The sequence below is a fragment of the Olivibacter sp. SA151 genome (genome assembly GCF_054130995.1).
In genome coordinates, this window is sequence record NZ_CP096391.1 from 3,922,696 (window position 1) to 3,947,945 (window position 25,250).

Annotated in this window: 21 protein-coding genes and 2 tRNA genes; 4 read left to right on the plus strand and 19 right to left on the minus strand. The window is 40.4% G+C overall.

Translation table 11 applies throughout. The features are described from left to right. Window positions 1-4: 4 nt before the first annotated feature. The 4 genes from M1D52_RS16285 to M1D52_RS16300 form a co-directional block, all read right to left on the minus strand. Complete coding sequence (locus M1D52_RS16285) at window positions 5-2,044, minus strand: ComEA family DNA-binding protein (RefSeq protein ID WP_437392997.1); 2,040 nt, start codon at window positions 2,042-2,044, stop codon at window positions 5-7. Next, entirely contained in the window at window positions 2,034-2,840 is an 807-nt protein-coding gene (locus M1D52_RS16290; RefSeq protein ID WP_437392999.1) for a hypothetical protein, read from the minus strand. The genes M1D52_RS16285 and M1D52_RS16290 overlap by 11 nt, the downstream gene beginning before the upstream one ends. 71 nt (window positions 2,841-2,911) lie before the next feature. After that, window positions 2,912-3,379, minus strand: a complete 468-nt coding sequence (locus M1D52_RS16295) for an NUDIX domain-containing protein (RefSeq protein WP_013666199.1) — start codon at window positions 3,377-3,379, stop codon at window positions 2,912-2,914. A 9-nt stretch (window positions 3,380-3,388) separates the two neighbouring features. Continuing rightward, on the minus strand, window positions 3,389-4,210 hold the full coding sequence (locus tag M1D52_RS16300; RefSeq protein WP_013666198.1) for a 3-keto-disaccharide hydrolase: 822 nt from the start codon (window positions 4,208-4,210) through the stop codon (window positions 3,389-3,391). A gap of 579 nt (window positions 4,211-4,789) precedes the next feature. Here M1D52_RS16300 and M1D52_RS16305 point away from each other — a divergent pair. The 3 genes from M1D52_RS16305 to murA all read left to right on the plus strand — a co-directional run bounded on the left by M1D52_RS16305 (window position 4,790) and on the right by murA (window position 9,207). Continuing rightward, complete coding sequence (locus M1D52_RS16305; protein WP_013666197.1) at window positions 4,790-7,075, plus strand: ATP-dependent helicase; 2,286 nt, start codon at window positions 4,790-4,792, stop codon at window positions 7,073-7,075. Window positions 7,076-7,110: 35 nt separating this feature from the next. Next, a complete protein-coding gene (locus tag M1D52_RS16310; protein ID WP_013666196.1) occupies window positions 7,111-7,794 on the plus strand; it encodes a DUF4290 domain-containing protein in 684 nt (227 codons plus the stop codon). Window positions 7,795-7,884: 90 nt separating this feature from the next. After that, window positions 7,885-9,207, plus strand: coding sequence for a UDP-N-acetylglucosamine 1-carboxyvinyltransferase (gene murA, locus M1D52_RS16315; protein WP_437393001.1), 1,323 nt, complete (start codon window positions 7,885-7,887; stop codon window positions 9,205-9,207). Window positions 9,208-9,291: 84 nt separating this feature from the next. Here murA and M1D52_RS16320 read toward each other — a convergent pair whose 3' ends face one another. The 13 genes from M1D52_RS16320 to M1D52_RS16380 form a co-directional block, all read right to left on the minus strand. Further along, window positions 9,292-10,656: a pyridoxal-phosphate dependent enzyme gene (locus M1D52_RS16320; RefSeq protein WP_437363312.1), complete on the minus strand. Its 1,365-nt coding sequence runs from the start codon at window positions 10,654-10,656 to the stop codon at window positions 9,292-9,294. Between the two features lie 112 nt (window positions 10,657-10,768). Next, window positions 10,769-11,587: an AMP nucleosidase gene (locus M1D52_RS16325; protein WP_130857301.1), complete on the minus strand. Its 819-nt coding sequence runs from the start codon at window positions 11,585-11,587 to the stop codon at window positions 10,769-10,771. Between the two features lie 126 nt (window positions 11,588-11,713). Next, the gene (gene clpX, locus M1D52_RS16330) at window positions 11,714-12,958 is read right to left on the minus strand and encodes an ATP-dependent Clp protease ATP-binding subunit ClpX (protein WP_013666192.1); all 1,245 of its coding nucleotides are present in this window, start codon (window positions 12,956-12,958) and stop codon (window positions 11,714-11,716) included. Between the two features lies 1 nt (window position 12,959). Beyond that, the gene (gene clpP / locus M1D52_RS16335) at window positions 12,960-13,655 is read right to left on the minus strand and encodes an ATP-dependent Clp endopeptidase proteolytic subunit ClpP (protein WP_013666191.1); all 696 of its coding nucleotides are present in this window, start codon (window positions 13,653-13,655) and stop codon (window positions 12,960-12,962) included. A gap of 247 nt (window positions 13,656-13,902) precedes the next feature. Further along, entirely contained in the window at window positions 13,903-15,246 is a 1,344-nt protein-coding gene (tig, locus tag M1D52_RS16340; RefSeq protein ID WP_130857300.1) for a trigger factor, read from the minus strand. Window positions 15,247-15,307: 61 nt separating this feature from the next. Next, window positions 15,308-15,389 (minus strand) — tRNA-Leu (locus tag M1D52_RS16345). A 108-nt stretch (window positions 15,390-15,497) separates the two neighbouring features. Continuing rightward, window positions 15,498-16,082, minus strand: coding sequence for a chemotaxis protein CheB (locus M1D52_RS16350; RefSeq protein ID WP_437393003.1), 585 nt, complete (start codon window positions 16,080-16,082; stop codon window positions 15,498-15,500). 469 nt (window positions 16,083-16,551) lie between these two features. After that, window positions 16,552-16,974 (minus strand): VOC family protein, encoded by a 423-nt coding sequence (locus M1D52_RS16355; protein WP_013666188.1) that lies wholly within the window; start codon window positions 16,972-16,974, stop codon window positions 16,552-16,554. A gap of 348 nt (window positions 16,975-17,322) precedes the next feature. Beyond that, window positions 17,323-17,402: transfer RNA gene (locus M1D52_RS16360), tRNA-Leu, on the minus strand. Window positions 17,403-17,487: 85 nt separating this feature from the next. Beyond that, on the minus strand, window positions 17,488-18,828 hold the full coding sequence (gene rseP, locus M1D52_RS16365; protein WP_130857546.1) for an RIP metalloprotease RseP: 1,341 nt from the start codon (window positions 18,826-18,828) through the stop codon (window positions 17,488-17,490). A 3-nt stretch (window positions 18,829-18,831) separates the two neighbouring features. Next, window positions 18,832-20,010, minus strand: a complete 1,179-nt coding sequence (locus M1D52_RS16370; RefSeq protein ID WP_437393005.1) for a 1-deoxy-D-xylulose-5-phosphate reductoisomerase — start codon at window positions 20,008-20,010, stop codon at window positions 18,832-18,834. A 101-nt stretch (window positions 20,011-20,111) separates the two neighbouring features. Beyond that, on the minus strand, window positions 20,112-21,611 hold the full coding sequence (locus tag M1D52_RS16375; protein WP_437393007.1) for a GH3 auxin-responsive promoter family protein: 1,500 nt from the start codon (window positions 21,609-21,611) through the stop codon (window positions 20,112-20,114). 25 nt (window positions 21,612-21,636) lie between these two features. Continuing rightward, a complete protein-coding gene (locus M1D52_RS16380) occupies window positions 21,637-22,425 on the minus strand; it encodes a hypothetical protein (protein WP_013666184.1) in 789 nt (262 codons plus the stop codon). 260 nt (window positions 22,426-22,685) lie between these two features. Here M1D52_RS16380 and M1D52_RS16385 point away from each other — a divergent pair, with 260 nt between their 5' ends. After that, complete coding sequence (locus M1D52_RS16385) at window positions 22,686-23,576, plus strand: bestrophin family protein (protein ID WP_149105547.1); 891 nt, start codon at window positions 22,686-22,688, stop codon at window positions 23,574-23,576. Window positions 23,577-23,767: 191 nt separating this feature from the next. Here M1D52_RS16385 and M1D52_RS16390 read toward each other — a convergent pair whose 3' ends face one another. Together M1D52_RS16390 and nrdF are read right to left on the minus strand one after the other, a co-directional pair. After that, window positions 23,768-24,022: a YgaP family membrane protein gene (locus M1D52_RS16390; RefSeq protein ID WP_013666182.1), complete on the minus strand. Its 255-nt coding sequence runs from the start codon at window positions 24,020-24,022 to the stop codon at window positions 23,768-23,770. Between the two features lie 101 nt (window positions 24,023-24,123). After that, window positions 24,124-25,107 (minus strand): class 1b ribonucleoside-diphosphate reductase subunit beta, encoded by a 984-nt coding sequence (gene nrdF / locus M1D52_RS16395; RefSeq protein WP_013666181.1) that lies wholly within the window; start codon window positions 25,105-25,107, stop codon window positions 24,124-24,126. Between the last annotated feature and the right edge of the window lie 143 nt (window positions 25,108-25,250).

The window sequence follows — 25,250 nt, forward strand, 5'->3', positions numbered from 1 at the left end:
CAGTTTAAAATTGAAAGCGTAGCTGCATTTTGATTTCTGATTTGCGATTGCCTTCAATCTTATCCAAGCCCGAACCCAGCTCTTGGAGCGTCGGATAGTGGCTAGCCGCATAACGGCACCAAAAATCCATACCCCTCTTGATTCGACAGCGCAGATTGAGATAATACCGTATCCCTTTATTGCTGTAGAATGGAAACGATGATGCATATAAAACATCATTCTCAAAGGCGTATATGCGCGAATTGTAACCATCTGTTTTAAATAAAGCGATACGGGCATTACCTGAAAACATACCTTGAGACTTATAAATCACATCCTGATAAAACAGGTAGCCTTTCTCGGCATGTGCGGCTTTTTTATAAAACCCATATTCAAACCGGTTACGGAAAACGATGGTCGAGCTAACCTGATACTGTGCTTCAGCCCTAATTTGTTGTCGCCGAACCCGGTCTAGCACGGCAGTGGGGTGTATCGAATCGCCATTTTCAGCTTTATTCCGAAAACGGTAACGAAGCAGATATCTTAGCTTTTTATTGGGAGTAAGAGTCAATTGTGTAAACAGATCCTGACCATCCGATGGTGCGTCTACTCGGTACCGTATCCAAGGAAATTTAAAAGCATCTGCATAAGCTACCCATAGTACTTTCTTATTGGGTTGAAAGATAAGTCCGGTATAGAATCCTTTTTCATTTACTGCACGGCTCCCTTCCGATAATCCTTGGTTATAGAATGCATGATAGCTCTTTTGGTAATCTCTGTACTGCAAAACCAACGATAGGTCGTGTGATAAGGACGCGATAATACCATTTGTATACGCTAAACCGCTACCAAAACTATGCGCTACTTCTCCAAAGAGGTACATATTATGAATATAGGTATGGTAGTATATACTGGCATTTGATAAATCGTTTCCGGCAAACGCATATTGATTGTATAAAAGTGTCCGAGGTCTTATTATACCTGACAGCTTGGTATAAAACACATTGCCACCAATAGTAAGTGAATTTCGTTGATACTGAACATTGGTACCAAATAGCAACTGCTTTAAATTGTGCCTGTTCGATACCTCGTTAGGTGTTCTATGTAAGCCGTTTTCAATAATAGCGCTATAATTAGCTTTACCGGCAAGACTATCCACGAAGGTAGCGCTCAATCTTTTATAAGATATAAAAGGCGTAATGCTCCACTTTTTGACTGAATAGGTGGCTGCGATCCCGCGAAAAAAAGAAAACTCGTTAGCTGATGTATAGGGACGTAAACCGATGCCTTGTCGCGCCACATGTTGAACCAGTGCTCCCTTTCCGAAACTAACCCCTGTCCATAAAGCAAGTCCTTGTCCAAACTGTAGAGAATAGTCGCCAATAACAACATGTTTCCATCGTTTTACGCTCTGTAGATAAAGGCTTCCCGAATAAAAGTCAAAGCCAAGGCGCTGTGCCCCGTTAAAGAACTGTTCACCTGCGTCCTTTTTCATGTTTAACGATAGTTGAAGTTTTTGCGGAACCGTGTAACGATATCGGCCAAATAAACGATCGGCACTACCCAGATATCTCGACCTGTTTAGATCCTTTATGGCATAGCCGTTTTGCTTCTCTAGGATGCGTCCATATCGAAACATCAAATCATGTCTTCCGCTGCTTAGAAACTCTTTTGCCGGCATGTTCCAATTCGACGATGGCTCTACCCGAACAAAAGGTAGCAGGAGCCGTACCGTCTCCACATCCAGCCCGTCCACCGCTTGCAGTTCATATACCGTCAGATAAGGACCCGCTAGTTTACGATGGTTGATAATAGCAGCTACCTGCAAGGGTGACAAAAAACGAAGTTCGCTTAATTCCTCGTTGCTTGTTTTATTAAGATCGATCGGATGTTTCAAATAGTAGTTCCATCTCTCTGTAAGCTCCATATAATCATAATCTTCTGTGAGATCATCGGCCATGGATTCAACAAGCTGTTCGATAAGATCGGTATTTTCCGTTTGGCAAAAAGTGGCCAGATGGGATAACAGAAATAAGAATACAAAAAAGACCGATTTAGAAAGCATAGGCAAGCAATAATTGAGGGGATAACCCTAGTCGATGGTGAATCACCGTGGCTAAATCCAAAATCATTTTATGATATACAAAGCCAAACCCACAAAATTGACTAAACTCATTTAATCCGATTCCACCTCGAAAGCTCATCCAGGAAATGGGTTTATATTCAAGGCCTGTTCGGAAATCTACCTTATCTCGATAAAGAACCTTCTCCGAATCGGCAGTTATAAGTAAATTCGGATGAAATTGATAGCTGGTACCTACGCCGATTATCACCGGAATAACGGAATAAGCGGAATAATCATAAGAAGCATATCCAGGGTTTGCAACGCGAGCACCGATGACCCAGAATGGTTTTACTTGAAATTGTAAACCAACATCCGCCGAAAAAGCTTGATTTCTGCCATATTCCCTCAGCTGCAGTTGATGGTAATTTAAAGCAAGGCCGATGGACAGCTGTGGGCCAAAACGTTTAGCGTAGCTAAGATTTGCCTTCAACTCGCTATAAGCATCCTTAATCCCATAATTTGAAATATGAGAACCAAATACACCCAATTTTGTGGGCACTGCCAATAGCAGCCCCTGCGTGCGTATATCTGTGTTTAAAAAATGTTCTTGGTTATAAATGCCTGCTCTAGATGCAGTCATTGAACCAATGCCGGCCACATTGGATGTCAGCCCTTCAACACCTTGCAATGCATTTCCCGTACCACCCATAGCACAATATCGGGCAGCCGGGTAAACCTGGGCTGAGAGGTTGATAGCGGTTAGTAATAAAATTAGGTTTAAGAAGGTACCAAACATAGCACCTTAAAGATACTTAAACCGAATATTTTAACGTAGTTAACCTCTGATAATGAATAAACTGAACAAAATTATTTGATAAAATGTTTCTCCTGTTTAAAAAACTCTTCAAGGGCAATGCGATCCGTTTTGAACGTCAAATCCTCTATTTTAATGTCTTCCAACTTAATAAGTCGAAAGGCCTGAAAAACATCCCCTTCTGTCTCATCAAAATCAAAAGCACATGTTTTAAAAGTTAGATTAAAAGGCATTTTATTGCGTACACGATAGTAAACGGAGATAATCTGACTATCATTAAAGTAAGAATGTTCATAAAAGTCGGTTGTATAAATATGATCTAATACCTCCACCTCTACCAAACATTCTTCCATATACTCCCTGCGTAAAGCGTCTCGCAATCCTTCTCCATATTCCAGTCCACCTCCCGGAAATTTACTAAAACGTTTACCATACTCTTGTTCATCACTGATCAGGATTTCGCCCTGCTCTGTGACAAGGATACCGTACACCCGCACGTTAAATGGATACAATGCCTGCATGTTCTATTATTATTTCTTATAAACCGAAGAAAGATCTTTAATTTCAATATGCTTAAAATCGACGGGCTGTCCCTCGCTTTGGAGTGCAATATAGCCACTTTTCAACAGTTTGCCATCGACTTTAATCGTTGGGTCATAACCATGTGCTACATCACCTCCAATCTGTGGTTTAGCATATTGTAGTACGGTATCCCCTTCAATAATATGGGTCACTAAAGAATCGCCTAAAACGATTAGCTCAGCATGAACCCACTGATCCCCATCGTACGTTTTTGAAGTTGAATTAAGACAATGCGAATCGGCGATTTTCCCTTTATATACGACATGAGTTCCCGGCGAGCACATATTACCGGTTGGCCTGGGCTTTCCATCCCCCAAGCCCCCCAGGAACTGCATCTCTACTGAAATAGGCCAGTCTTGCTCTTTTGGCATAGTACGAGGGTCTTGCGAATGGAACATTACTCCACTATTACGTAGCGTATAAGACGGAGCCCCTTTTTGTAACTCACCAACAAAACGATATGCTAATTTAAGGTGGTAGTAGGCATAAGGGATTTTATAATATAAATGCCCGAATTGATCATTGAAATCGCCATATTGATCATATCGTACTTGTATGGTACTATCCCTTACCCGAAATGTATTCCCATAATTTTCGCCGAACTCATGATGATGAATTTTCACCATCCAATCATTGATATCCTTTCCGTTGAAAAGGGAGACCCATTCTTCTTTTTTTTGTTCATCTTCGCTTTCGGTTGCCGTATTCGATCTGCATCCCGCTGTTACCAAAATCCCCAAAAAAAGCAATGGAGCAATTATTTTTTTCATCCTGTTATTTTCTTTTTGATGGTTGATGAGAGCTCGGGTAAATAACCGAAGCGACAGCGAAGCTCATTGACACCTAAAAATGTAAATACTTGTCAATTGCCCTGTGTGTCCATTATTATTTACATCTCGGTTTCATCTGTATATAATTTTCTTTTTAAAAGTGATGAAGCTATCAGATTTATTCATCCCCTATGTGGTTTGAATAAACTATGATGAGCTCATAATTCAAATTTGATGGGCTGAAAATACGAAATTTAAAATATTCTATAGTATGCTAATCCCAATTCTCCAATTGCCGTATTAATTGAACATCAAAAGCAACCAAATTATTTTAATACAAAATCATCCCTCACCTTATGAAGCTCATATCTATTTCGTATCTTTATGCCCTTAAATATTTCATGTGCAAATAATTTGTCCTTTAAAGGCCATATGGAATATCCAGGTTATTTCATCTGTGTTTGTATTTGGCAATCATAGATATTCATGGGATTTTATATATTAAACCTATGATAGCTTGCAATCTGGTAAAGCACTATTGAATAGCACATTATCCAATAAAAAAATAGCGAGGAGATTTTGGATTACTTACAAGGATTGAACCCTTCACAACGGGCAGCAGTAGAACAAACAGATGGCCCTGTTATGATTGTAGCAGGAGCTGGATCGGGTAAAACGAGAGTCATAACCTATCGAGTAGCCCATCTAATACAAAAAGGCATTGATCCATTTAACATTTTAGTATTAACATTTACCAATAAAGCCGCCAAGGAAATGCGCGAGCGGATCATGAAAGTAGTTGGAAATGAAGCTAAAAACATTTGGATGGGTACTTTTCACTCCGTATTCGCTAAAATCCTTCGTGTGGAGGCTCATCATATTGGCTATCCTGCCAATTTCACTATTTATGACACGGACGACAGTAAGAGCTTGATCCGATCGATTCTCAAGGAAATGCAGTTAGATGATAAACTGTACAATGCAAACTTTGTATATAATCGGATATCCGCGGCGAAAAACAACCTGATATCCGCTGCAGAGTATCAAAAGAATGCACAAATACAGGCTGAGGATCAATCGGGCGGAAGGGGTAATCTAGGTCAAATTTATCAAACCTATAGTCAACGCTGCTACAAAGCAGGTGCAATGGATTTTGACGATTTGCTTTTTAAAACCAATGTCCTGCTGAACCAACATCCGGAAGTACTTTATAAATATCAAACAAAGTTCAAGTATTTAATGGTTGATGAGTACCAAGACACCAACTTCTCACAATATCTGATTGTTAAAAGGCTAGCGGCAATCAACGAGAACATCTGCGTAGTGGGTGATGATGCTCAAAGTATTTATGCTTTCCGGGGCGCGAATATCCAGAATATTTTAAATTTTGAAAAAGACTATCCGGACTTAAAAGTTTTTAAGTTGGAGCAGAATTATCGTTCTACCCAAAATATTGTAAATGCCGCCAATAGTATTATCTCGAATAATAAAAATCAGTTAAAAAAGAACGTTTTCTCTGAAAACGAAACGGGCGACAAGATAAAAGTTGTACGGGCTTTCAGCGACAATGAAGAAGGAAAAATGGTAGCGGAAAATATTTTGCAAGACCGTTCCTTGCAATCGCTGCGTTTTAAGGATTTCGCCATTCTCTACCGTACCAACGCACAGTCGCGCGCCATGGAAGAGGCCTTACGAAAACTTAATATACCGTACAAGATATACGGAGGCACCTCCTTCTATCAAAGGAAAGAGATCAAAGATTTAATAGCCTACTTTCGACTTACTTTTAACCCCAACGATGAAGAAGCACTTAAGCGTGTCATTAATTATCCCAGACGGGGCATAGGTGACACCTCGGTAGAACGCATCTTTATTGCTGCAGATCAACATCAAAAAAGTATTTGGGAAGTCATTACCACCCCACAACAGTATTTGGACGGACGTACGGCAGCTGTTGTATATCCGTTTGGTTCCCTCATCCAAAGTTTCCAAGTGCTGGCGAAGAACAACAGTGCCTATGATACCGCTCTACATATCGCACAACATTCCGGTATATTGAAAGATCTCTATGAGGATAAATCCGTTGAAGGCCTAAACCGGTATGAAAACATTCAGGAATTATTAAATGGTATTAAAGAATTCAGTGAGCGTGAAGATATAGCAGAAAAAGGCCTAGATGTATTTATGCAGGATATTGCGTTATTGACAAATGACGACAATGATAAGAATCCGAATGCTGATACGGTATCACTGATGACGATTCACTCTTCGAAAGGGCTGGAATTTCCGCAGGTTTTTATCGTTGGACTTGAAGAGAACCTCTTCCCTTCGCAACTTGCCCTGAATTCACGTACGGAATTGGAAGAGGAGCGTCGGCTATTCTATGTGGCGATTACACGTGCTGAGAAGAAGCTGACCTTATCCTATGCAACATCGCGTTATCGTTGGGGAACACTCAATAATTGTGAACCAAGTCGGTTTATAGATGAAATAGACCCCAGATACCTGGCACTGGATTTCAGTGCTCCTACAGCCTCTAAATCCAGCGGTGATGATGTTTTTGGTAAAGCAAGGACAGCTTGGTCGCAACCGCAATCACAAGACATCTTTACCAAACCCAAACCGAAAGTAGTGCCTAAAACCACTTCCATTTTACCAAAAGCGCATCAACCTAGTGCCGGTTTCGCACCGTCTGATACCAGTAATTTGCAAGTGGGGATGGAAGTAGAACATGAACGCTTTGGATTTGGGAAGGTAATTAATTTAGAAGGTAATAAACCGGACATAAAAGCAACTATTTTTTTTAAAGAATTAGGACAAAAGCAATTGTTGCTTAAATTTGCAAAACTTAGAATTGTTAATTAGCCAATTGGCTAATTAGCTCATTAGCTAATTGAAATATGGAATTTGACTATAATAGCACACGAAAGAGATTAATATTGGCAGAATATGGCCGTAATGTTCAAAACATGGTGGCTTATATCTGCACCCTCCCCACGAAGGAAGAACGCAACCGGCACGCGCAGGTTGTCATCGACCTAATGGGCTTTTTAAATCCGCATTTAAGGGATGTATCGGATTTTAAACATAAACTTTGGGATCACTTGCACATTATCTCCGATTTCCAAATTGACGTAGATTCGCCTTACCCCAAGCCTACGCCAGGTGCTATACATGCAAAGCCGGAAACGTTGAATTATCCGCAGCATCGCATTAAATACAAGCATTATGGTTATATCATTGAGTTAATGATTGAAAAGGCCAAGAAGATTGAAGATCCGGAACGTAAAAAAACAATGGTACAGGCAATGGCCAATTTCATGAAAATGGCCTATGTAACTTGGAATAAAGATTCTGTCAGTGACGACCACATCGTTGACGATTTGAAAGAAATGTCAAATGGTCAATTAGTGCTCGATGAAGATGTGAACTTAACTAAACTGGAATTCAAAACACCGCCTCCAGGTAATCGCACAAAAAGTAATACTAGCAGTAACCAGCAAAGTGGTGGCGGCCAGAAAAATCGGCAGCAGCAGCATAAAAATCAGAATAATGGCGGTAACAAGAAGCGTAAACGTTTCTAAATCGCTATCCACATATTTTTAACAACCGGCCTGTATCTAACGATGTCAAGATAAAGGCCGGTTTAATTTTTACCGATTTAGGATAGTTGAATGAATGCATTTGAAATTTACGGTGGAAAACCGCTGAAAGGAGAAATCACCCCGCAGGGAGCAAAAAATGAGGCGCTCCAAATATTATCAGCTGTATTGCTTACGCCCGAGAAAATGACGATCAGCAATATACCTGACATTAAAGATGTTAACAAACTCATCGAGCTTTTAGGTGATCTTGGAGTAGCTATCGAACGGATCAGTGATGACACCTATACATTTGAAGCAAAGAACATTAATATTGATTACTTCCAGTCAGAAGAGTTTAAAACTAAGGGAGGAAGCCTGCGCGGTTCTATTATGATCGTTGGCCCTCTACTCGCTCGTTTCGGCAAAGCTGCCATTCCTAAACCAGGTGGAGACAAAATAGGACGAAGGCGGTTGGACACGCATTTTTTAGGTTTTGAAAAACTCGGAGCTCGGTTTCATTATGATCAGGACAACCATTTTTTTAATATCGATGCTACTAATTTGCACGGAACTTATATCCTCTTGGATGAGGCATCCGTAACCGGCACGGCAAATATTGTGATGGCCGCTGTTTTGGCAAAAGGTACAACTACGATTTATAATGCCGCCTGTGAGCCCTATTTGCAACAGCTGTGCAAAATGCTCAATCGTATGGGCGCTAAGATTTCCGGTATAGGCTCCAATCTGTTGAATATTGAGGGGGTCGACTATTTGACAGGAACGGAACACCGTATGCTTCCCGATATGATTGAAATAGGTTCCTTTATTGGTTTAGCCGCGATGACCGGGTCAGAAATCACCATTAAGGATGTTCATTTTGATGAGCTAGGGATTATTCCGACGGTTTTCGGTCGACTAGGGATAAAACTGGAAAGACGGGGCGACGACATCTATATTCCGGCCCAAGATTCGTACGAAATTGAGACCTTCATAGACGGTTCCATCCTCACCATCGCAGATGCACCTTGGCCAGGTTTTACGCCTGATTTGTTAAGCATTGTACTTGTCGTAGCTACACAAGCCAAAGGGAATGTGTTAATTCACCAGAAAATGTTTGAAAGCCGCTTGTTCTTTGTCGATAAGTTAATTGACATGGGCGCACAGATTATTTTATGTGATCCTCATCGCGCAACGGTCATCGGCTTGAATAAAGCATTCAAATTACGGGGAATCGAAATGACTTCACCCGATATACGTGCGGGAGTTTCCTTACTGATCGCCGCCCTATCCGCTCAAGGAAGATCCGTTATTTATAATATTGAGCAAATTGAACGAGGTTATCAACACATTGATAAACGGCTCCTGGCGCTCGGCGCTCAAATCAAACGAATTGAAGGAAAACCACTGCATTGAGCGATGTAAGGTATAAGGTGTAGGGCTTAAGGTGAACTTATACCCTCTACCTTATACCCGCTTAAGCCTTACACCTCCTCTCATCTAACCAGCCGAAATAGCATTGATAATATCATATTGGGTTATGATCTCGAGCTTACCGCCCTCATCTTCCACCAATACGGCGTTATTATCTTTATTGATAAGTGATGAAAGTCGGTCAATTGAGGTATTGAGATCAACAAAAGGAAAAGGTGCCGTCATAATCTGTTGTACCTTTCCTGATTTCACACTTGGATTTTCCAAGAGTGCGTTCAATATATCCGATTCAGTGACTTTGCCGACCACCATTCCTTGTTGCGTAATAGGGATTTGTGATATATTGAGCGTCTTCATTGTATTAAACGTCTCGATTACAGACTGTTCTCCATCTACTGTTATAATCTCCTGTTGTCCCCTTTTCTTTAAAATGCGTTCCGCTGTCAATTTCTTGTCTTTAAGGAATCCTCGCTCCCGCAGCCAATCTTCATTAAACATTTTTCCCATATAACGGGAGCCATGATCATGAAAAATGACAACTACTAAATCCCCTTCCTTTAAGCTATCTTTTAACTGCAATAAGCCAGCAATGGCCGCACCGGCGGAATTTCCAACGAAAATACCTTCCTGCCGTGCAATTTCGCGCGTCATCAACGCTGCATCCTTATCCGTCACTTTTTCAAAATGATCGATAACATCGAAATCAACATTTCGAGGTAAAAAATCTTCCCCTATCCCTTCGGTAATGTAGGGATAGATCTCGCTCTTATCGAAGACGCCTGTTTCCTTATATTTCTTAAACACCGATCCATAGGTATCAATGCCCCATATCTTGACGGCTGGATTTTTCTCCTTTAGATATTTCCCTGCGCCACTTATTGTACCGCCTGTTCCAACACCAACCAATAGATGGGTAATTTTTCCGTCTGTCTGTTCCCATATTTCAGGGCCGGTCTGCTCATAATGCGCCTGGCTGTTGGAAAGATTGTCATATTGGTTTGGTTTCCATGCATTGGGGATTTCTCTCTCAAGTCTGCTCGAAACGGAATAATAAGAACGGGGATCTTCAGGCTCGACATTGGTCGGACACACAATCACCTCTGCCCCAAAAGCACGCAGTGCATCTATTTTTTCCTTCGACTGCTTATCGGTCGTCGTAAAAACACACTTATAACCCTTAATAACTGCGGCAATTGCCAAACCCATTCCGGTATTACCCGATGTGCCTTCGATAATCGTTCCACCTGGCTTTAACAACCCGGCGCGTTCCGCATCCTCAATCATTTTGATAGCCATTCGATCTTTGATCGAATTACCTGGATTAGTTGTCTCTATCTTAGCTAATACAGTTGCCTTAACATCTTTGGTTAGCTTGTTTAACTTTACCAAGGGTGTATTACCGATTGTCTCCAGAATATTATTGTACCACATTCTCTACAAGTTTAATAGATTATATACAAACATAGCAATTTATAATAGCTAACAGAAATCGGCTTTCAGCTATCGGATTAATGCCGACGCTTGCTGCGCGCTGGCAACGGGACTAAAACTTCAAATGTTTCACTGTCAACCCGTTATTGATCAACTGTTTTAAAGAATCGATACCAATTTTTAAGTGGGTTTCAACAAAGTTTGCCGTTACGGACGAGTCACTTTCCTGCGTCTTTACACCTTCCGGAATCATTGGTTGATCAGACACCAACAACAATGCACCCGTCGGTATTTTATTAGCGAATCCAACTGTAAATATGGTAGCAGTTTCCATATCTACCGCCATTGCCCTTAAAGATTTTAGGTATTTCTTAAAATCCTTGTCATGTTCCCAAACTCTCCTATTGGTTGTATAGACAGTGCCGGTCCAATAGTCTAAACTATTATCCCGAATAGTAGTGGATATCGCTTTCTGAAGTGCGAAAGCAGGTAGAGCGGGCACTTCCGGAGGTAAGTAATCATTAGAAGTCCCCTCTCCACGAATCGCGGCGATCGGCAAAATCAAATCTCCAATACTATTCTTCTTTTTCAAGCCACCGGCCTTTCCTAAAAACAAGGCTGCTTTCGGTTGTATAGCGGAGAGTAAGTCCATAATGGTGGCTGCAACCGGACTTCCCATACCGAAATTGATAATTGTGATACCAGCGGCCGAGACACTCTGCATAGGCTTATCCAGGCCATAAATCGGTGCGTTATCATGCCATTCCGAAAACAATTTTACATAATGTGAGAAATTCGTCAATAAGATATATTCTCCAAATTCATTTAAGGGGCGCCCCGTGTACCGTGGCAACCAATTCTTTACGATATCTTCTTTATTCTTTAAACCGGGTTTTACCGCCGATTCAACTTCTTTTACTGTTTTAGTCATCGTTTTCTTTTTAGGAACCAGTTGAGTAGGGTGATAGTTGAGTGGTAACTTAACGACTCAACAACTTAACGACTCAACCCTCATAACAATATACAAAAAATCCCCCGTTTTGTGCGGGGGATTTTTTTAAGCTACGTGCAGCTTTTTCAAATCTGACTTCTCGAATTTTTGTTTTGCGTAATCGAGATTAATATAAAGCTCTCCACCGTCATCTTTTTCCCGCGAAGGGATTTCAAACATCGCGTCTAGCATAATGGCTTCGCATATCGCTCGAAGTCCTCTAGCCCCCAGTTTGAATTCGTTGGCTTTATCAACAATGAACTCGAATACCTCCGTATCAAATTGAAGATCGATATGTTCATAGTCAAACAATTTCTTGTACTGCTTGACCAGGGCATTCTTTGGTTCAGTGAGAATATTCAACAACGCTTCCCGATCCAACGGATTCAAATAGGTAATTACCGGTAAACGACCGATTAGCTCCGGTATTAATCCAAAAGCCTTTAAATCTTGAGGTGTAATGTATTTATAAAGATTATTTAGATCAATCTCAGCATGCTCGCTATTCATTTTATAGCCAACTGTTTGCGTACGCATACGGTTAGCAATTTTTTTCTGAATTCCATCAAAGGCACCGCCACAAATAAACAAAATATTGCTAGTATTCACGGCGATCATTTTTTGATCCGGATGTTTACGACCACCTTGTGGGGGTACATTTACAACCGTTCCTTCCAAGATTTTCAGAAGAGCTTGCTGAACTCCTTCGCCCGACACGTCTCGCGTAATCGACGGATTATCACTTTTACGGGCAATTTTATCAATTTCGTCTATATAGATAATCCCTCGTTCAGCGGAAGCTACATCGTAATCAGCAGCTTGAAGAAGTCGGGTCAGAATGCTCTCAACGTCCTCACCCACATAGCCAGCTTCTGTTAGAACGGTCGCATCACAAATACAAAAAGGCACATTTAATACTTTTGCAATTGTCTTTGCTAAAAGTGTTTTGCCGGTACCTGTTTCGCCAACCATAATGATATTGGATTTTTCAATCTCAATTTCATCCTTTTCCACCTTCTGATTCAATCGTTTATAGTGGTTATAGACCGCAACTGATAGCACTTTCTTGGCATCATCCTGGCCGATAACGTATTGATCGAGATGCGACTTTATTTCTGCTGGCTTTAATAACTTAAGTGCGGCCTGCACACTCTTATTTTTACGCAATGTCAGCTCCTCAGCTAAGATCTCGTTCGCTTGGGCGACACACCGATCACAGATGTGTGCATCATTGCCCGCAATAAGCATCAAGGTCTCTGACTTGCGTAAACCACAGAATGAACAAGTAACTTCTCTCGGGTTCTTTGCCATTTTATTTATCTTTCTTTCCTAATAACACTTCATCGATCATTCCGTTTTCCTTTGCCTCGCCCGACGTCATCCAAAAGTCGCGGTCTGATGCCTTTTCTACCCAATCATAAGACTGTCCGGAATGATCAGCAATTATCTGATATAATTCTTTTTTAAGCTTTAACATCTCACGTAGATTGATTTCCATATCAGCAGCAACACCTTGTGCACCACCTGAAGGTTGATGAATCATTACACGTGAATGTTTTAGCGCAGCGCGTTTTCCTTTTGCACCTGCAACTAGCAATACAGCACCCATAGAAGCAGCCATGCCGGTACAGATAGTAGCTACATCCGGTGAAATATATTGCATGGTATCATAGATACCCAAACCTGCATAAACGCTACCACCTGGTGAGTTGATATAGATTTGTATGTCCCTATGTGCATCAGCAGATTGTAAAAACAATAACTGAGCTTGAATTATATTAGCCACCTGGTCGGTTACAGCATCACCTAAAAAGATAATTCTATCCATCATCAAACGCGAGAAGACGTCCATTTGGGCGACGTTTAGCTGGCGTTCTTCAATAATATAAGGAGTCAGCGACACCGGCATTTGTTGCTCTACCCGATTGATAAAACTATCCACATGTTGACTTCCTATACCGTGGTGTTTAACAGCATATTTTCTAAATTCATTTTTATCTATACTCATGATTTTTGCCTTTTGCCTAGCTAATATATAAGATTAATTCTAGAATCTCGAATGATAGCTTGCGTGAATACTATTTTTTTACTTTCAGGTATCAAAGAATGCGCCAAGCATTCTTAACACGACATTGAACGATCAAAACTGACAGAATGCCTTATCCGAAAATAAAAAACTGACAAAATATAACTTAGCGACAATAGAAAAAGCCACCCATTTTTCAAACGGATGGCTTTCTAAAAAATTATGCGACTTACTTTAATTCCAGGAACTTATTATAGTCTATTTCTTTTTTATTCAGCTTCACGACACCTTTTAAGAAATCAAAAACCTTCAAGGCTTTTACCTCTTCGAACAGTCTGTTCGCCTGTTCCTTATCCTGCAGAAATTGAACCGTATACTGCGCTAGTTGTTCTTCGCTGATTGGCTCGGGACTGTACATTTTAAATTGGGCCGCGATACGCTCCTTAGCTAATTTAAAAACTTCTTCGTATTTGATTTCAAGCTTATTTTCCGTAATGATTTTATTTTCAATCAAGGTCCACTTTAAATTTTTAACAAAATCGTCGTAGCCTTCTGAAAGTTCTTCATCGGTCAATTTCTCGTTAGTCGCTTTTAACCATTTTCTCAGGAACTCATCAGGAAATTGTACATTCACTTTTTCCATTCCCAAGTTGTAAAGGTCTTGTTGTAAACGTTGATCAGAATTTTGAACAAGCATCGACTCAACCTCTGAAGTGACACGAGCCTTAAACTCTTCTTCGGTTTTCACTTCATCTTTACCAAAAAGTTTATCAAAAAGCTCTTGGTTTAAATCAGCTTCTTCCAAACGGTTTACATTTTTCACAACCAACTTGAAAGTTCCTTCGGTTAAAGCTGCTGCCTCCTCTTCCGTTATATTCAAGATGCGCGCTATCGTATCGTCTTTGAATGCTTTTTTTAAGTCGATTTTAACCTCATCGTCTTTTTTAAGCCCGATCAAAGACTTTTTTATCTTTTTATCATCTACAAGATCCGTACGCACGGAAGCTGTATTCGATATTCCGCCTTCTAAAGCATTTCCGCTAGCATCTAATTGCGTTAATGTGCTATATAAAACATCTCCATCTTCTGACACTTCCGGATTCGTCATTTTTCCATAGCTCTTACGAAGATTTTTGATACGCGAAGCCAAGGTTTCATCATCTACCTTAATATCATATTGGGTCACCTTGTCTTTTTCACTAAATGGCACTTCAAAAGCCGGTGCCAAACCAATTTCGTATTGAAATTTAAACTCATCATTGAAATCCCAATTATAAGAAGACTCAGAGCCCTCTTTTGGAAGCGGTTGACCAAGCACCTCTACTTTATTCTCTGTAAGATAGTTATTTAAACTATCGCTTACCAGCCGGTTAATTTCATCAAAAAGAATCGCTTTACCATAAGTCTTTTTGATGTGGGAAGCCGGCACCATGCCAGGACGGAACCCCGGGAGCTTAGCCTTTTTTGCTTGTTCCTTTATTGCTTTGTTTACACGATCCGTGTAATCTGCAGGGGTAATTTCTACATTGATAACTGCATTCAGGTCGTCTACTCTCTCCTGTGAAATGTTCATTAGTTGCGTTTTAATATGCTTAATACAAAAATTCCTCCCGATATTGTCGGGAGGAATCAAGTGCGGAAGAAGGGACTCGAACCCCCACGCCTCTCGGCGCCAGATCCTAAGTCTGGTGCGGCTACCAATTACGCCACTTCCGCAGTACTTAGTGTTATTTTGGACTGCAAAACTAACACATTAAGGCATTCCCTCCAAATATTTTTTAAACAAAATATTCAAAAAAAGTTAACACATTGATAATAGGAGCATTAATTTTCTTCAACTAAGCTCTTACAATATGCTTTCAATTGTTCGTCCAAAAGAACTGCGGTAACAGCACCTGTTTCAATGGCCGCCCGCGGCATTACATCAACCAATGCAGCACTCGGATCCTGTACAAGGGTCTTGCCGCCATACTTGTAAACAGCTCGTAGGCCTTCGGCACCGTCCCTATTGGCTCCTGACAATAGGATTGCCACCAGTGATTTTTTATAAACTTCGGCGGCACTTTGCATACTGACATCAATAGACGGCCTACAGTAATGGACCGGTTCTGATGCGTCTAAAGATATACTGCGATCTTTTTCAATTAATAGGTGATATCCTGCCGGCGCAAAATAAACTGTCCCTGCTTGTATTGTTTCCTTTTCTTCTGCCGATTTCACCCGAAGTACACATTTATGCTGTGCCATTTGTTCCAACGAGCTTGCATACTTTTCGTTTCGGTGAACAATGACCAACACCGCAAAGCCGACATCTTCCTTCAAGCTAGACAACAAATCCATTAAAAGCATCATTCCTCCCGCTGAACAAGCGATGATTAACAATTCAATGCTAACGTCTTTATTTTGCATACCCCACGGTAAAAATAAAAATAGTTAGTCAAAATAGGTAAATTCTCAAGGATCCTACATTAAAAATGAAGGTTTTTCTTAATCAACTTTTCTGGCGTTGTAGACTATTACACCTGATTGCAAAAGGGCGAGCATAATGTAACGGATGCCTCCTATTTAATGGGTTACAAGTATGTTCATCATTTCAGTAAAGCTTTCAAGAAAAAATACGGCTTCACGCCAAAAAATATCGGGAAATAGACATTTCGTACCACCAAAAAACCTTTTAGTGTAAGAAAAACACCTTTCTGTGTAAAAATTTCTTTATCCTGAAAAAAAACGATTTACTTCGTATCAGTTTTTATATCAAAAGGCACTTACTTTCATTTTACACATTAGGTTAGGTTGATTAAAAAAACAGTAGTTTTACCTCACTTCCCCAAAGTGAGGTTTTTTTATGCCCGATAATGTCGACCAATACGGCTTCATATTAAACCTCAGGGAGAAAAGCGGGGTTATAAACAATCTCCCAAAGATGACCGTCAGGGTCTTGGAAATATCCTGCATAACCGCCCCAAAAAGTATCGGAAGCAGGCTTAATGACTCTTGCACCCGCATTATCAGCATGCTCCATAATGAAATCCACTTCTTCTTTACTGCTAACATTATGTCCGATTGTAAATTCGGTAGCGGAAGAATGTTGCAACCGGATACCCGTGTCATGCGCTATACTCTTCCTTGGCCAAATTGCCAGCTTTACACCGCTTTGAAGATCAAAGAACGCTACTGCGCCATGCTCAAACTCTTGCCCTATAATTCCGTCCGAAGGTAAGCCCAGGCCTTCATGATAAAATTGGTACGATCTCTCGAGATCGTCCACACCAATGGTTAATACAGAAATTCTTGGTTTCATTTTTTCTATGTTATAAAACGTCTTCTCCGCTTTTATCCGTTAATTGACTAAACAGAAGGCTCGCTTATTATCAATTTTACATGATGCCTTATACAGTTCCAAACAATTGTCTTGCGGATATGTGCGTGGAATAAAAATAATAATCTTTAATAACTTGTCGTAGGACTTGTCTCCTTAACCAATTAAAGGATCTCAATAAATGGTGTCATTTAAATGAGGTAAGTTAGCTCATAACTGGCTGAAAAGAATTCTTTTGAAGTTTACCATGAATTAACGAATCGTCCGAAACAGCTATTTGGGGATATGAAAAAGGCAGCAAGTTAAAAACTTGCTGCCTTTCGGTTTTAGTACCCAGGGCCGGGATCGAACCGGCACGGTTTCCCACTAGTGTTTGAGACTAGCGCGTCTACCAATTCCGCCACCTGGGCATTCCCTCGTGAACGGGATGCAAATATATTGCTAAATAGAACAATCACCAAATAAATTTTAAAAATTTATGTATCGTTCAGATTATCAAGGAAGTTTATCCCCCATTGCCTTCATAATATCGTTTCCTAACGCAAAAATCATTAAGGCAACGATAATTACGAATCCTACAATTTGCGCTCGCTCCATGAATTTATCACTTAGCGGCTTACCCTTAATCATCTCTACGATTAAGAATAAAGCATGGCCACCATCCAAAGCTGGAATTGGTAAAATATTCATTAAGGCCAGGGCCATCGATAGCAAGCCCACCAAACTCCAGAATTTCACCCAATCCACCTCTCCGCCAAACATGCGGGCAATACCAACGGGCCCGGATAGGGCCTTATTCGCTTTCACCTGCCCCGTTACCACCTTGCCCAAAGCTTTTGCATTGTCTGTCAAAGACCCCCATGCTTTACCGGCACCAATCGGCAGTGCTTCTAAAAATCCGTATTTAATCTGCTCTTGCGGGATCCGACTAATATCACGACCCGCGGCAATACCCAACTTACCTTCCGGATCTATCGTTGCCTGCACGGTATCAATTTTACCAGCTCTCCAAAACACTATACTGGTTTCTTTATTTTTGTTTGCCAATAAGGCGTCTGACATCTGATCCCAAAACACGATCGGCTGATTATTGATAGCGATTAGACTATCGCCCGGTTTCAACCCTGCTTTTTCGGCGGTTCCACCTTTTTGCAAACTTTCGATATGCGTGACTCTAAACCGAGGTATAACAAATTCGTCTATACCTAAATCTGAAACTTCATTTAAGATATCGCCGGGAACAATAAGGTCAACTGTCTGTCCATCTCTTAATACCGATAATTTGGTATTACCTAACAACACCTTTGGGCTCCTAACATCTTCAAATCGCACGACCTTTTCTCCATCAATTGCCGTAATTAAATCTCCGGCCTTTAAGCCTACTTGCTTTCCGATAATACCGGGCGCCAAACCATCTGTCAGTTTATCATTTGGGATGAAAGTCTCCCCATAACGAAGCGTTAACATCCAGAAAATGAAAATGCCTAAGATGATATTGACAATAATACCTGCCAGCATGACAATAAGTCGCTGCCACGCCGGTTTGGATCGGAATTCCCAAGGTTGCGGCTCACCTTTAAGTTGTTCCGTATCCATCGATTCATCGATCATTCCGGCAATTTTCACATAACCACCCAAAGGCAACCAACCTATACCATACTCGCAACCCTTATAATTGAACTTAAAAAGTTTAACGCCCCAAGCATCAAAAAATAGATAAAATTTTTCAACCTTTATTCCGAAAGCTCGGGCCGCTAAAAAATGCCCCAGCTCATGTAAAACAATCAAAATTGACAAGCCAAGCAATAGTTGGCCCGCCATAACTAATCCACTCATTCTTTATTTTTCTATTTGATATACTTTTTTCTTTTTTGTTACTAAATCACTCGCAATTTTACGGGCTTCCCTATCTATGCTTACATAGTCTACTAAGGACGGAGAAAGAATAAAAGGTATTAGTGTCATCGTCTCTTCAATAATCGCACTCATTTCCAAAAATCCAATTTCGTCGCTCAAAAATGCTGCCACAGCCACTTCATTGGCAGCATTTAGAATACATGGCATATTACCCCCCTGTTGTATTGCATGGTAGGCAAGTCGAAGATTTGCGAAAGTTTCTAAATCCGGTTTCTCAAAACTCAACTGCGGATAGTCCATAAAATCAAATCGCTGAAAAGAATTGGTGGGCCGGCCAGGATGTAAAAGCGCATATTGAATCGGCAACTTCATATCCGGTAATCCCAATTGCGCTTTCAATGATCCATCGTTAAACTGTACGAGAGAGTGTATGATGGATTGGGGATGGACAATAACCTCAATCTGCTCGATAGAAAGATTGAACAGCCATTTGGCTTCAATCACTTCCAGACCTTTATTCATTAGGGATGCAGAATCAATCGTTATTTTCTGCCCCATTATCCAATTTGGATGTTTCAGTGCTTCCCGTTTTGTAATATGGGCTAAAAAGCTTCGATCTTTTCCTCTAAACGGGCCACCGGATGCAGTCAGATAGATTTTTTCAACTGAAGCAAGTGACTCACCGGATAAACATTGAAAAATAGCTGAGTGTTCCGAATCTACAGGCAATATTTTGGTTCCATATTGATTGGCCAATGACATAATGTGCTCCCCCGCAACAACCAATGTCTCCTTATTGGCTAATGCGACGTCCTTTCCTGCTTGAATTGCCGACACAGTTGGTTCTAAACCGGCAAACCCAACTAAAGCCGTTAAAACCATGTCTATAGAAGTGCCTTTCACCACATCATTTAACGCATTACAACCTGTCAACACCTCAATTGTTGTTGCAGATAATGCTTCCTTAACGTGCTGGTATTTGCTTTCTTCCGTTATTACGACTGTTTTTGGCAAGAACTCCAGTGCCTGCTTGATCAGCAATTCGGCATTGTTTGCAGCAGTAAGTACTTCTATTTTAACAAGACTCGAATGCTCCCGAGCTACTTCCAAAGCTTGCGTTCCTATACTTCCCGTCGCACCCAATATTGCTATTCTTTTCATCTGTAAGTAATTTGCTCCCCTTAAATCAGGGATCTGTTATTAAATTACAAGCTTCTCTGAAGAAACCAAATGTTACATTTTGTGCGTTATTATTATTTGTATCAAACAATATAGCCTTCTATTTTTTCCGCTATCGATCGGTCGTTTGCCAAACGAGGCAGTTTATTTTGTCCACCCAATTTCCCCAAAGATCGCATGTAGTCTACAAAAGTATTTTTTTTCATGATCCTAATGACCAGTGGTTGCAAAACCTTTCCCTCAATAAGATCGAAATAATAGGTGTTCTTTTGCTGTAATGCCTGATCTACCTTTAATCTAAAGCGCTCCATATCAACCGGTGGCTTTCCAAATTCGATGAACCACTCATGATAAGGTAATTCACCTGCCGGTGGATTCACCTGCGGAGCGACCGTAAACTCGATGATTTCAACGCCTTCTTCTTTGGCTACCTGCATGAGTGCAAACTCAACCTCCTCGCCAATCACGTGCTCTCCAAAGGCTGAAATAAAATGTTTGATACGCCCGGTAACGACAATACGATAAGGATTCAATGAAACAAATTTTACTGTGTCCCCTATATTGTAAGCCCATAAGCCTGCATTCGTGCTTAATATCAAGGCATAGTTCTCATTTAACTTGACTTGTCCAAGACTAAGCCGTGTCGGTTTTTCATGGAATATTTCTTCCACAGGAATAAATTCGTAAAAAATTCCGGCATTACAAAGGAGCAATAAACCTTTTTCTGTTTGAGAATCTTGGTAGGCAATAAACCCCTCAGAAGCGGGATAGGTTTCAATAGAGTCGATACCTTTACCTACCATGTCCTCCAATCGGGCGCGGTAGGGCTCAAAATTAACCCCTCCATATACGAAAAGGCTGTAGTTTGGAAATACATCCTTAATTTTCTTTCCTCCTGTTTTATCGGAAATTCGTTCGAAATACATTTGAACCCAGGGTGGAATGCCCGAGATCAACCGCATGTCCTGCTTTAACGTTTCATCAACAATTGCATCCACTTTTGTTTCCCAATCATCTATACAGTTAGTTTCGTAAGTGGGTAATCTATTCTTTTGAAGATAAGTAGGTACATAATTGGCAACAATGCCCGAAAGACGTCCGATTTTTATACCGTTCTTTTCTTTCAACTCCGGACTTCCCTGAAGAAAGATCATTTTTCCATCAACAAACGATGTATTTCCTGTTTCATGGATATAAGTTAGCAAGGCATTTCGAGCCGCTGTTATGTGTTCCGGCATCGACTCGCGTGTAAGCGGAATATACTTTGTTCCAGAGGTAGTTCCTGAGGTTTTTGCCAAATACAGTGGTTTCCCTGGCCACAATACGGCAGACTCTCCCGCCACCACCCGTTCTATATAGGGTCGTAAACCTTCGTAATCCCGAACAGGCACCTGTTCTTTAAAATCTTCGTATGAATGAATCGTTGAAAAATGATGGTCTCTTCCGAATATCGTGTTCTTCGCTGCCGATACCAATTGCTCCCGAACTTTTTCTTGTACGGTCGCCGCTTGATATTTCCATCGATCAATTTTCTTAGTCACAAGTGCAGCGAAAGGCTTACTTAGAGCAGCTTTTAATCCCATACTTTCAGTTAACGGTTGATTCCAATCAAATAATATTTTTAATAAACGTTGGGTCGTCTTCCCCTTTGTATTCTCTCATCATCTGCCGATACGCCAATGCGATAGCAACACTGGAAAGCGGAACAACTAAAAAGGAGTTCACTAAACTCAAAGCTGCCGACAACATGGGATACGACCGATAGTTGAAATAAATCGACAACAAATGCAAAATGGTTAAAAAAGTTAATAGAAGCAATAATTTCAGGAAATTACCCCGCGTAATGGCAAAACTTAAGCGAATAGCCTTAAACGGACGTTCGTGGCGGTCGATAATAAAAAAGGGGTAAAAAGCAACCCGCATCATAAAGCTGATAAGAAAGATTACAGATAAGATTGTAAATAAATCGACCGCATGTTCCGTACTATTAAAAATATAAATAACCGGCAGTATAATAACCGCTAATATGGCGAAAGCGATCAATATCATTGCCACTAAGCTTATCATCGCGATAAAAAAATAGCTAATTTCTTTTGTTGTTGGAATCGTATCCTGTAATGAAACATGTTCCCTTGCATCGTCCACTACATGAAAGATATACTTGAATAATGTAAGTTGGATACCGAAATACAATACCACAAAAACAAATGCCATAAACGAGCTCAATACGCGACTAACATCGCGAAAGTAGAAAGCCAAGATTCCGGAGGCATTGGAAGTTAAAAAAAGCAGTAAACAAAGTCCGGCAATAGAGAAATAGTGTTTTCTTAACACATCCCACGACCGGTTGATGACGTCATTTACGGCAAAGGTACTATCTTTCAGAAACTGAATCATAAATTTTTTATATCAGTACAAACCTAATATAAATTTTTTTTATTAGCCTAATTTCACACGCTAATTTTCTACGGCAATCTATTTAGCGCATGATGGGGTATTTGTATTAAACGAAGGTTTTTCTATCCCAATTACCCTACTTATTTTCATTTATTATCTTAGCAAGAAACTGCGACGTCTAAAAAACAATAGTCCGTTTCCAGTGTTACCCTATTCGATATGGCCACACCTTCAAAGCGCATAGTATTTATACATAATATATGATTGTAGAAACCAACATCCGAGCCGCCCATATGTTTCGGCTTATTGCTAAATGGATCATTATTTACTTATTGTTATCAATTATTGTATGCATTGGCTATATAGAATTCGGATGGCGAATCGCCATTCCGGAAACTGAAATAGCCATCATGGGTACTGCCCTTTCGATTCTGATGGGTTTCCGTGTCGACGCTGCGTATAAAAGGTGGTGGGAAGCAAGAATCATCTGGGGGGCTGTCGTCAACAACTCCCGAACCTTTGCCCGTGAAGTGGTGGGCTTTTTAGGTAAGGAAAATACCGATATTGCGCGCACATTGATTTATAGACAAATTGGTTTTGTCGAATCCATGGGTAAACACCTAAGGAGGCAAGGGGGTGCGGAACATTTAAATCGATTGTTATCACCCGAAGATTATGACACGATCAAGAGCAAAAGACATGTGCCGAATACGCTTTTAATGATGAATCTAAAACAACTAACTGAACTGAATGAGTCGGGAAGGCTTAATACTTACTTACTCGTCCAGTTGGAAACCATTCTGCAAAATTTGACCGACGAGTTAGGAAAAGCAGAGAGGATAAAAAACACCCCCTTTCCTGTACCTTACGGTTATTTTTCGTGGTTGCTGGTGCACACTTTTGCTTGTTTGATACCCTTTGCTATGGTTAAAGAGCTAGGTTACGCTACCCTTATTCTAGCCATCATTATCTCTTTTATCTTTTTAATCATTGAGCAAATCGCAATTCAAATACAGGATCCCTTTGAAGGGCAGCCCAATGATACACCCATGACCACCATTGCAAAAAATATTGAGATTGATTTAAAGGAAATATTAGGAGAATCCCCACTTCCCGAGCCACTCACGCCAAAAGCCGGCGTTAGTATGTAATAATTAAATTCAAAAGTAAAAATTCAAAAGTAAAAAGTAAAAACCTGATCAAAACGAGCTCATGACGCTTCTGAAATAAAGGATCCATCATTCAAAAAAGAAACCTGCTGTAGCAGCGAGGTGTGTGCAAAATAATAAAGGCCCTGCTGATAGACACAGATAGGGCCTTTGCTTTCATTATAAAATTTTCGTTAAACAAACTCTGCTTTTTCGGGATGTTCATATTCCCTTTCGATCAATCGCTTCACGTCACATGTACCTGTTGCGCCTCGGTATAATAATGCACTGCCGATCGCTACCTGACCAAGAGCTAACAACGGTCTCTTAAAAAGTTCACGAACGCCTTTATAAATCATATAAGTACCTGTTCCTATCGATATCACACGCTCGGAAAATTCAATATTCGTGCAATCACTCTCTGTTAAAAGATATTCTCTATGTGCCATGATGTTTATTTTTTATCTTATAACAAATGTTTGGCCATTCGGTTTTTCCATAGTTAATAGAGACCGGTTAGTTGGGAATAGTAACTACTCCCTCCAATTCTCTAAACAGGTAAAGTTAAATCCGGCGCAAAATCTTCATCGTGCAGGTGGCTGATCTGCGTAGCCTTTTCGTAATTTGTAGATTTTTTTGAAAAGAAATCGTGCTGCGTTGTTTCCAAGTTCAATCCGTTCAACACAATTGGATTGACTTCCTTCACTTCAAAAAGCTCTTCAAAGCCTAAGTTCATTAACGCTTTGTTGGCATTATAGCGTACATATTCTTTTACCTCAGCAGTAAGTCCGACGTCGGTGTAAATCTCTTCGGTATATTTTAACTCATTCTCGTAGAGCAACATCAATAAGTCGACAACCTTTTTCTTTACTTCTTCCTGATTCGATAATTTTCGGAAGATGTCTTGTGCCAAAAGCCCTACAAAAACACCGTGAATGGATTCATCCGCAACAATCTTTTTAATAATATCCGCACTTGCCACCATTTGTCCCTGCCCCGCTAACCATAGTGGGATAAAAAAGCCACTATAGAACAAAAACGATTCAAGCAAAACAGAAGCGGCAAGTGACATATACAATTCCTCGTTACTTACCTTTTTCTTATCTAATGATCGGTAATATTGATCAATGGTAGCAGCCTTAAACTGGAGATACTTATTGTCTTGCACCCACTCAAATAATTCATTGATTTCAGGTGTACTCGCTACTGTAGTGAAGATCGTCGAATAAGATTTCGCATGGATCGCCTCCATCATACACATATAAGACAAAACAGCCTTACTCTGCAGTCCATCGATATGATCCAATATCTTCGGCATCCCTGTATGGCTTTGCAAGGTATCCAACAAAGTTAAACCTCCAAGCGCTTTTTTATAGGTTTCCTGCATTTCGGGGGTGAGCTTCTTCCACACATCGATATCTTTCGAGGGAATATATTCCGTATCGATCCAAAATTGCCTTATATTTTGCTCCCAAAACATGCCAACATATTCATTTTCAGGCGTGTTCCAATTGACTGCTTTATATTGATTCATTATTTTTTATTTAGACGTAAGATGCAAGTATAAGGACATAAGATACAGGTATCAGGACTCCTAGCTGACGCTTTTATTATGTTGCTATCTGCTACTTGATACCTATTACTTGATACTCGCTACTTGATACTTGATACCTATTA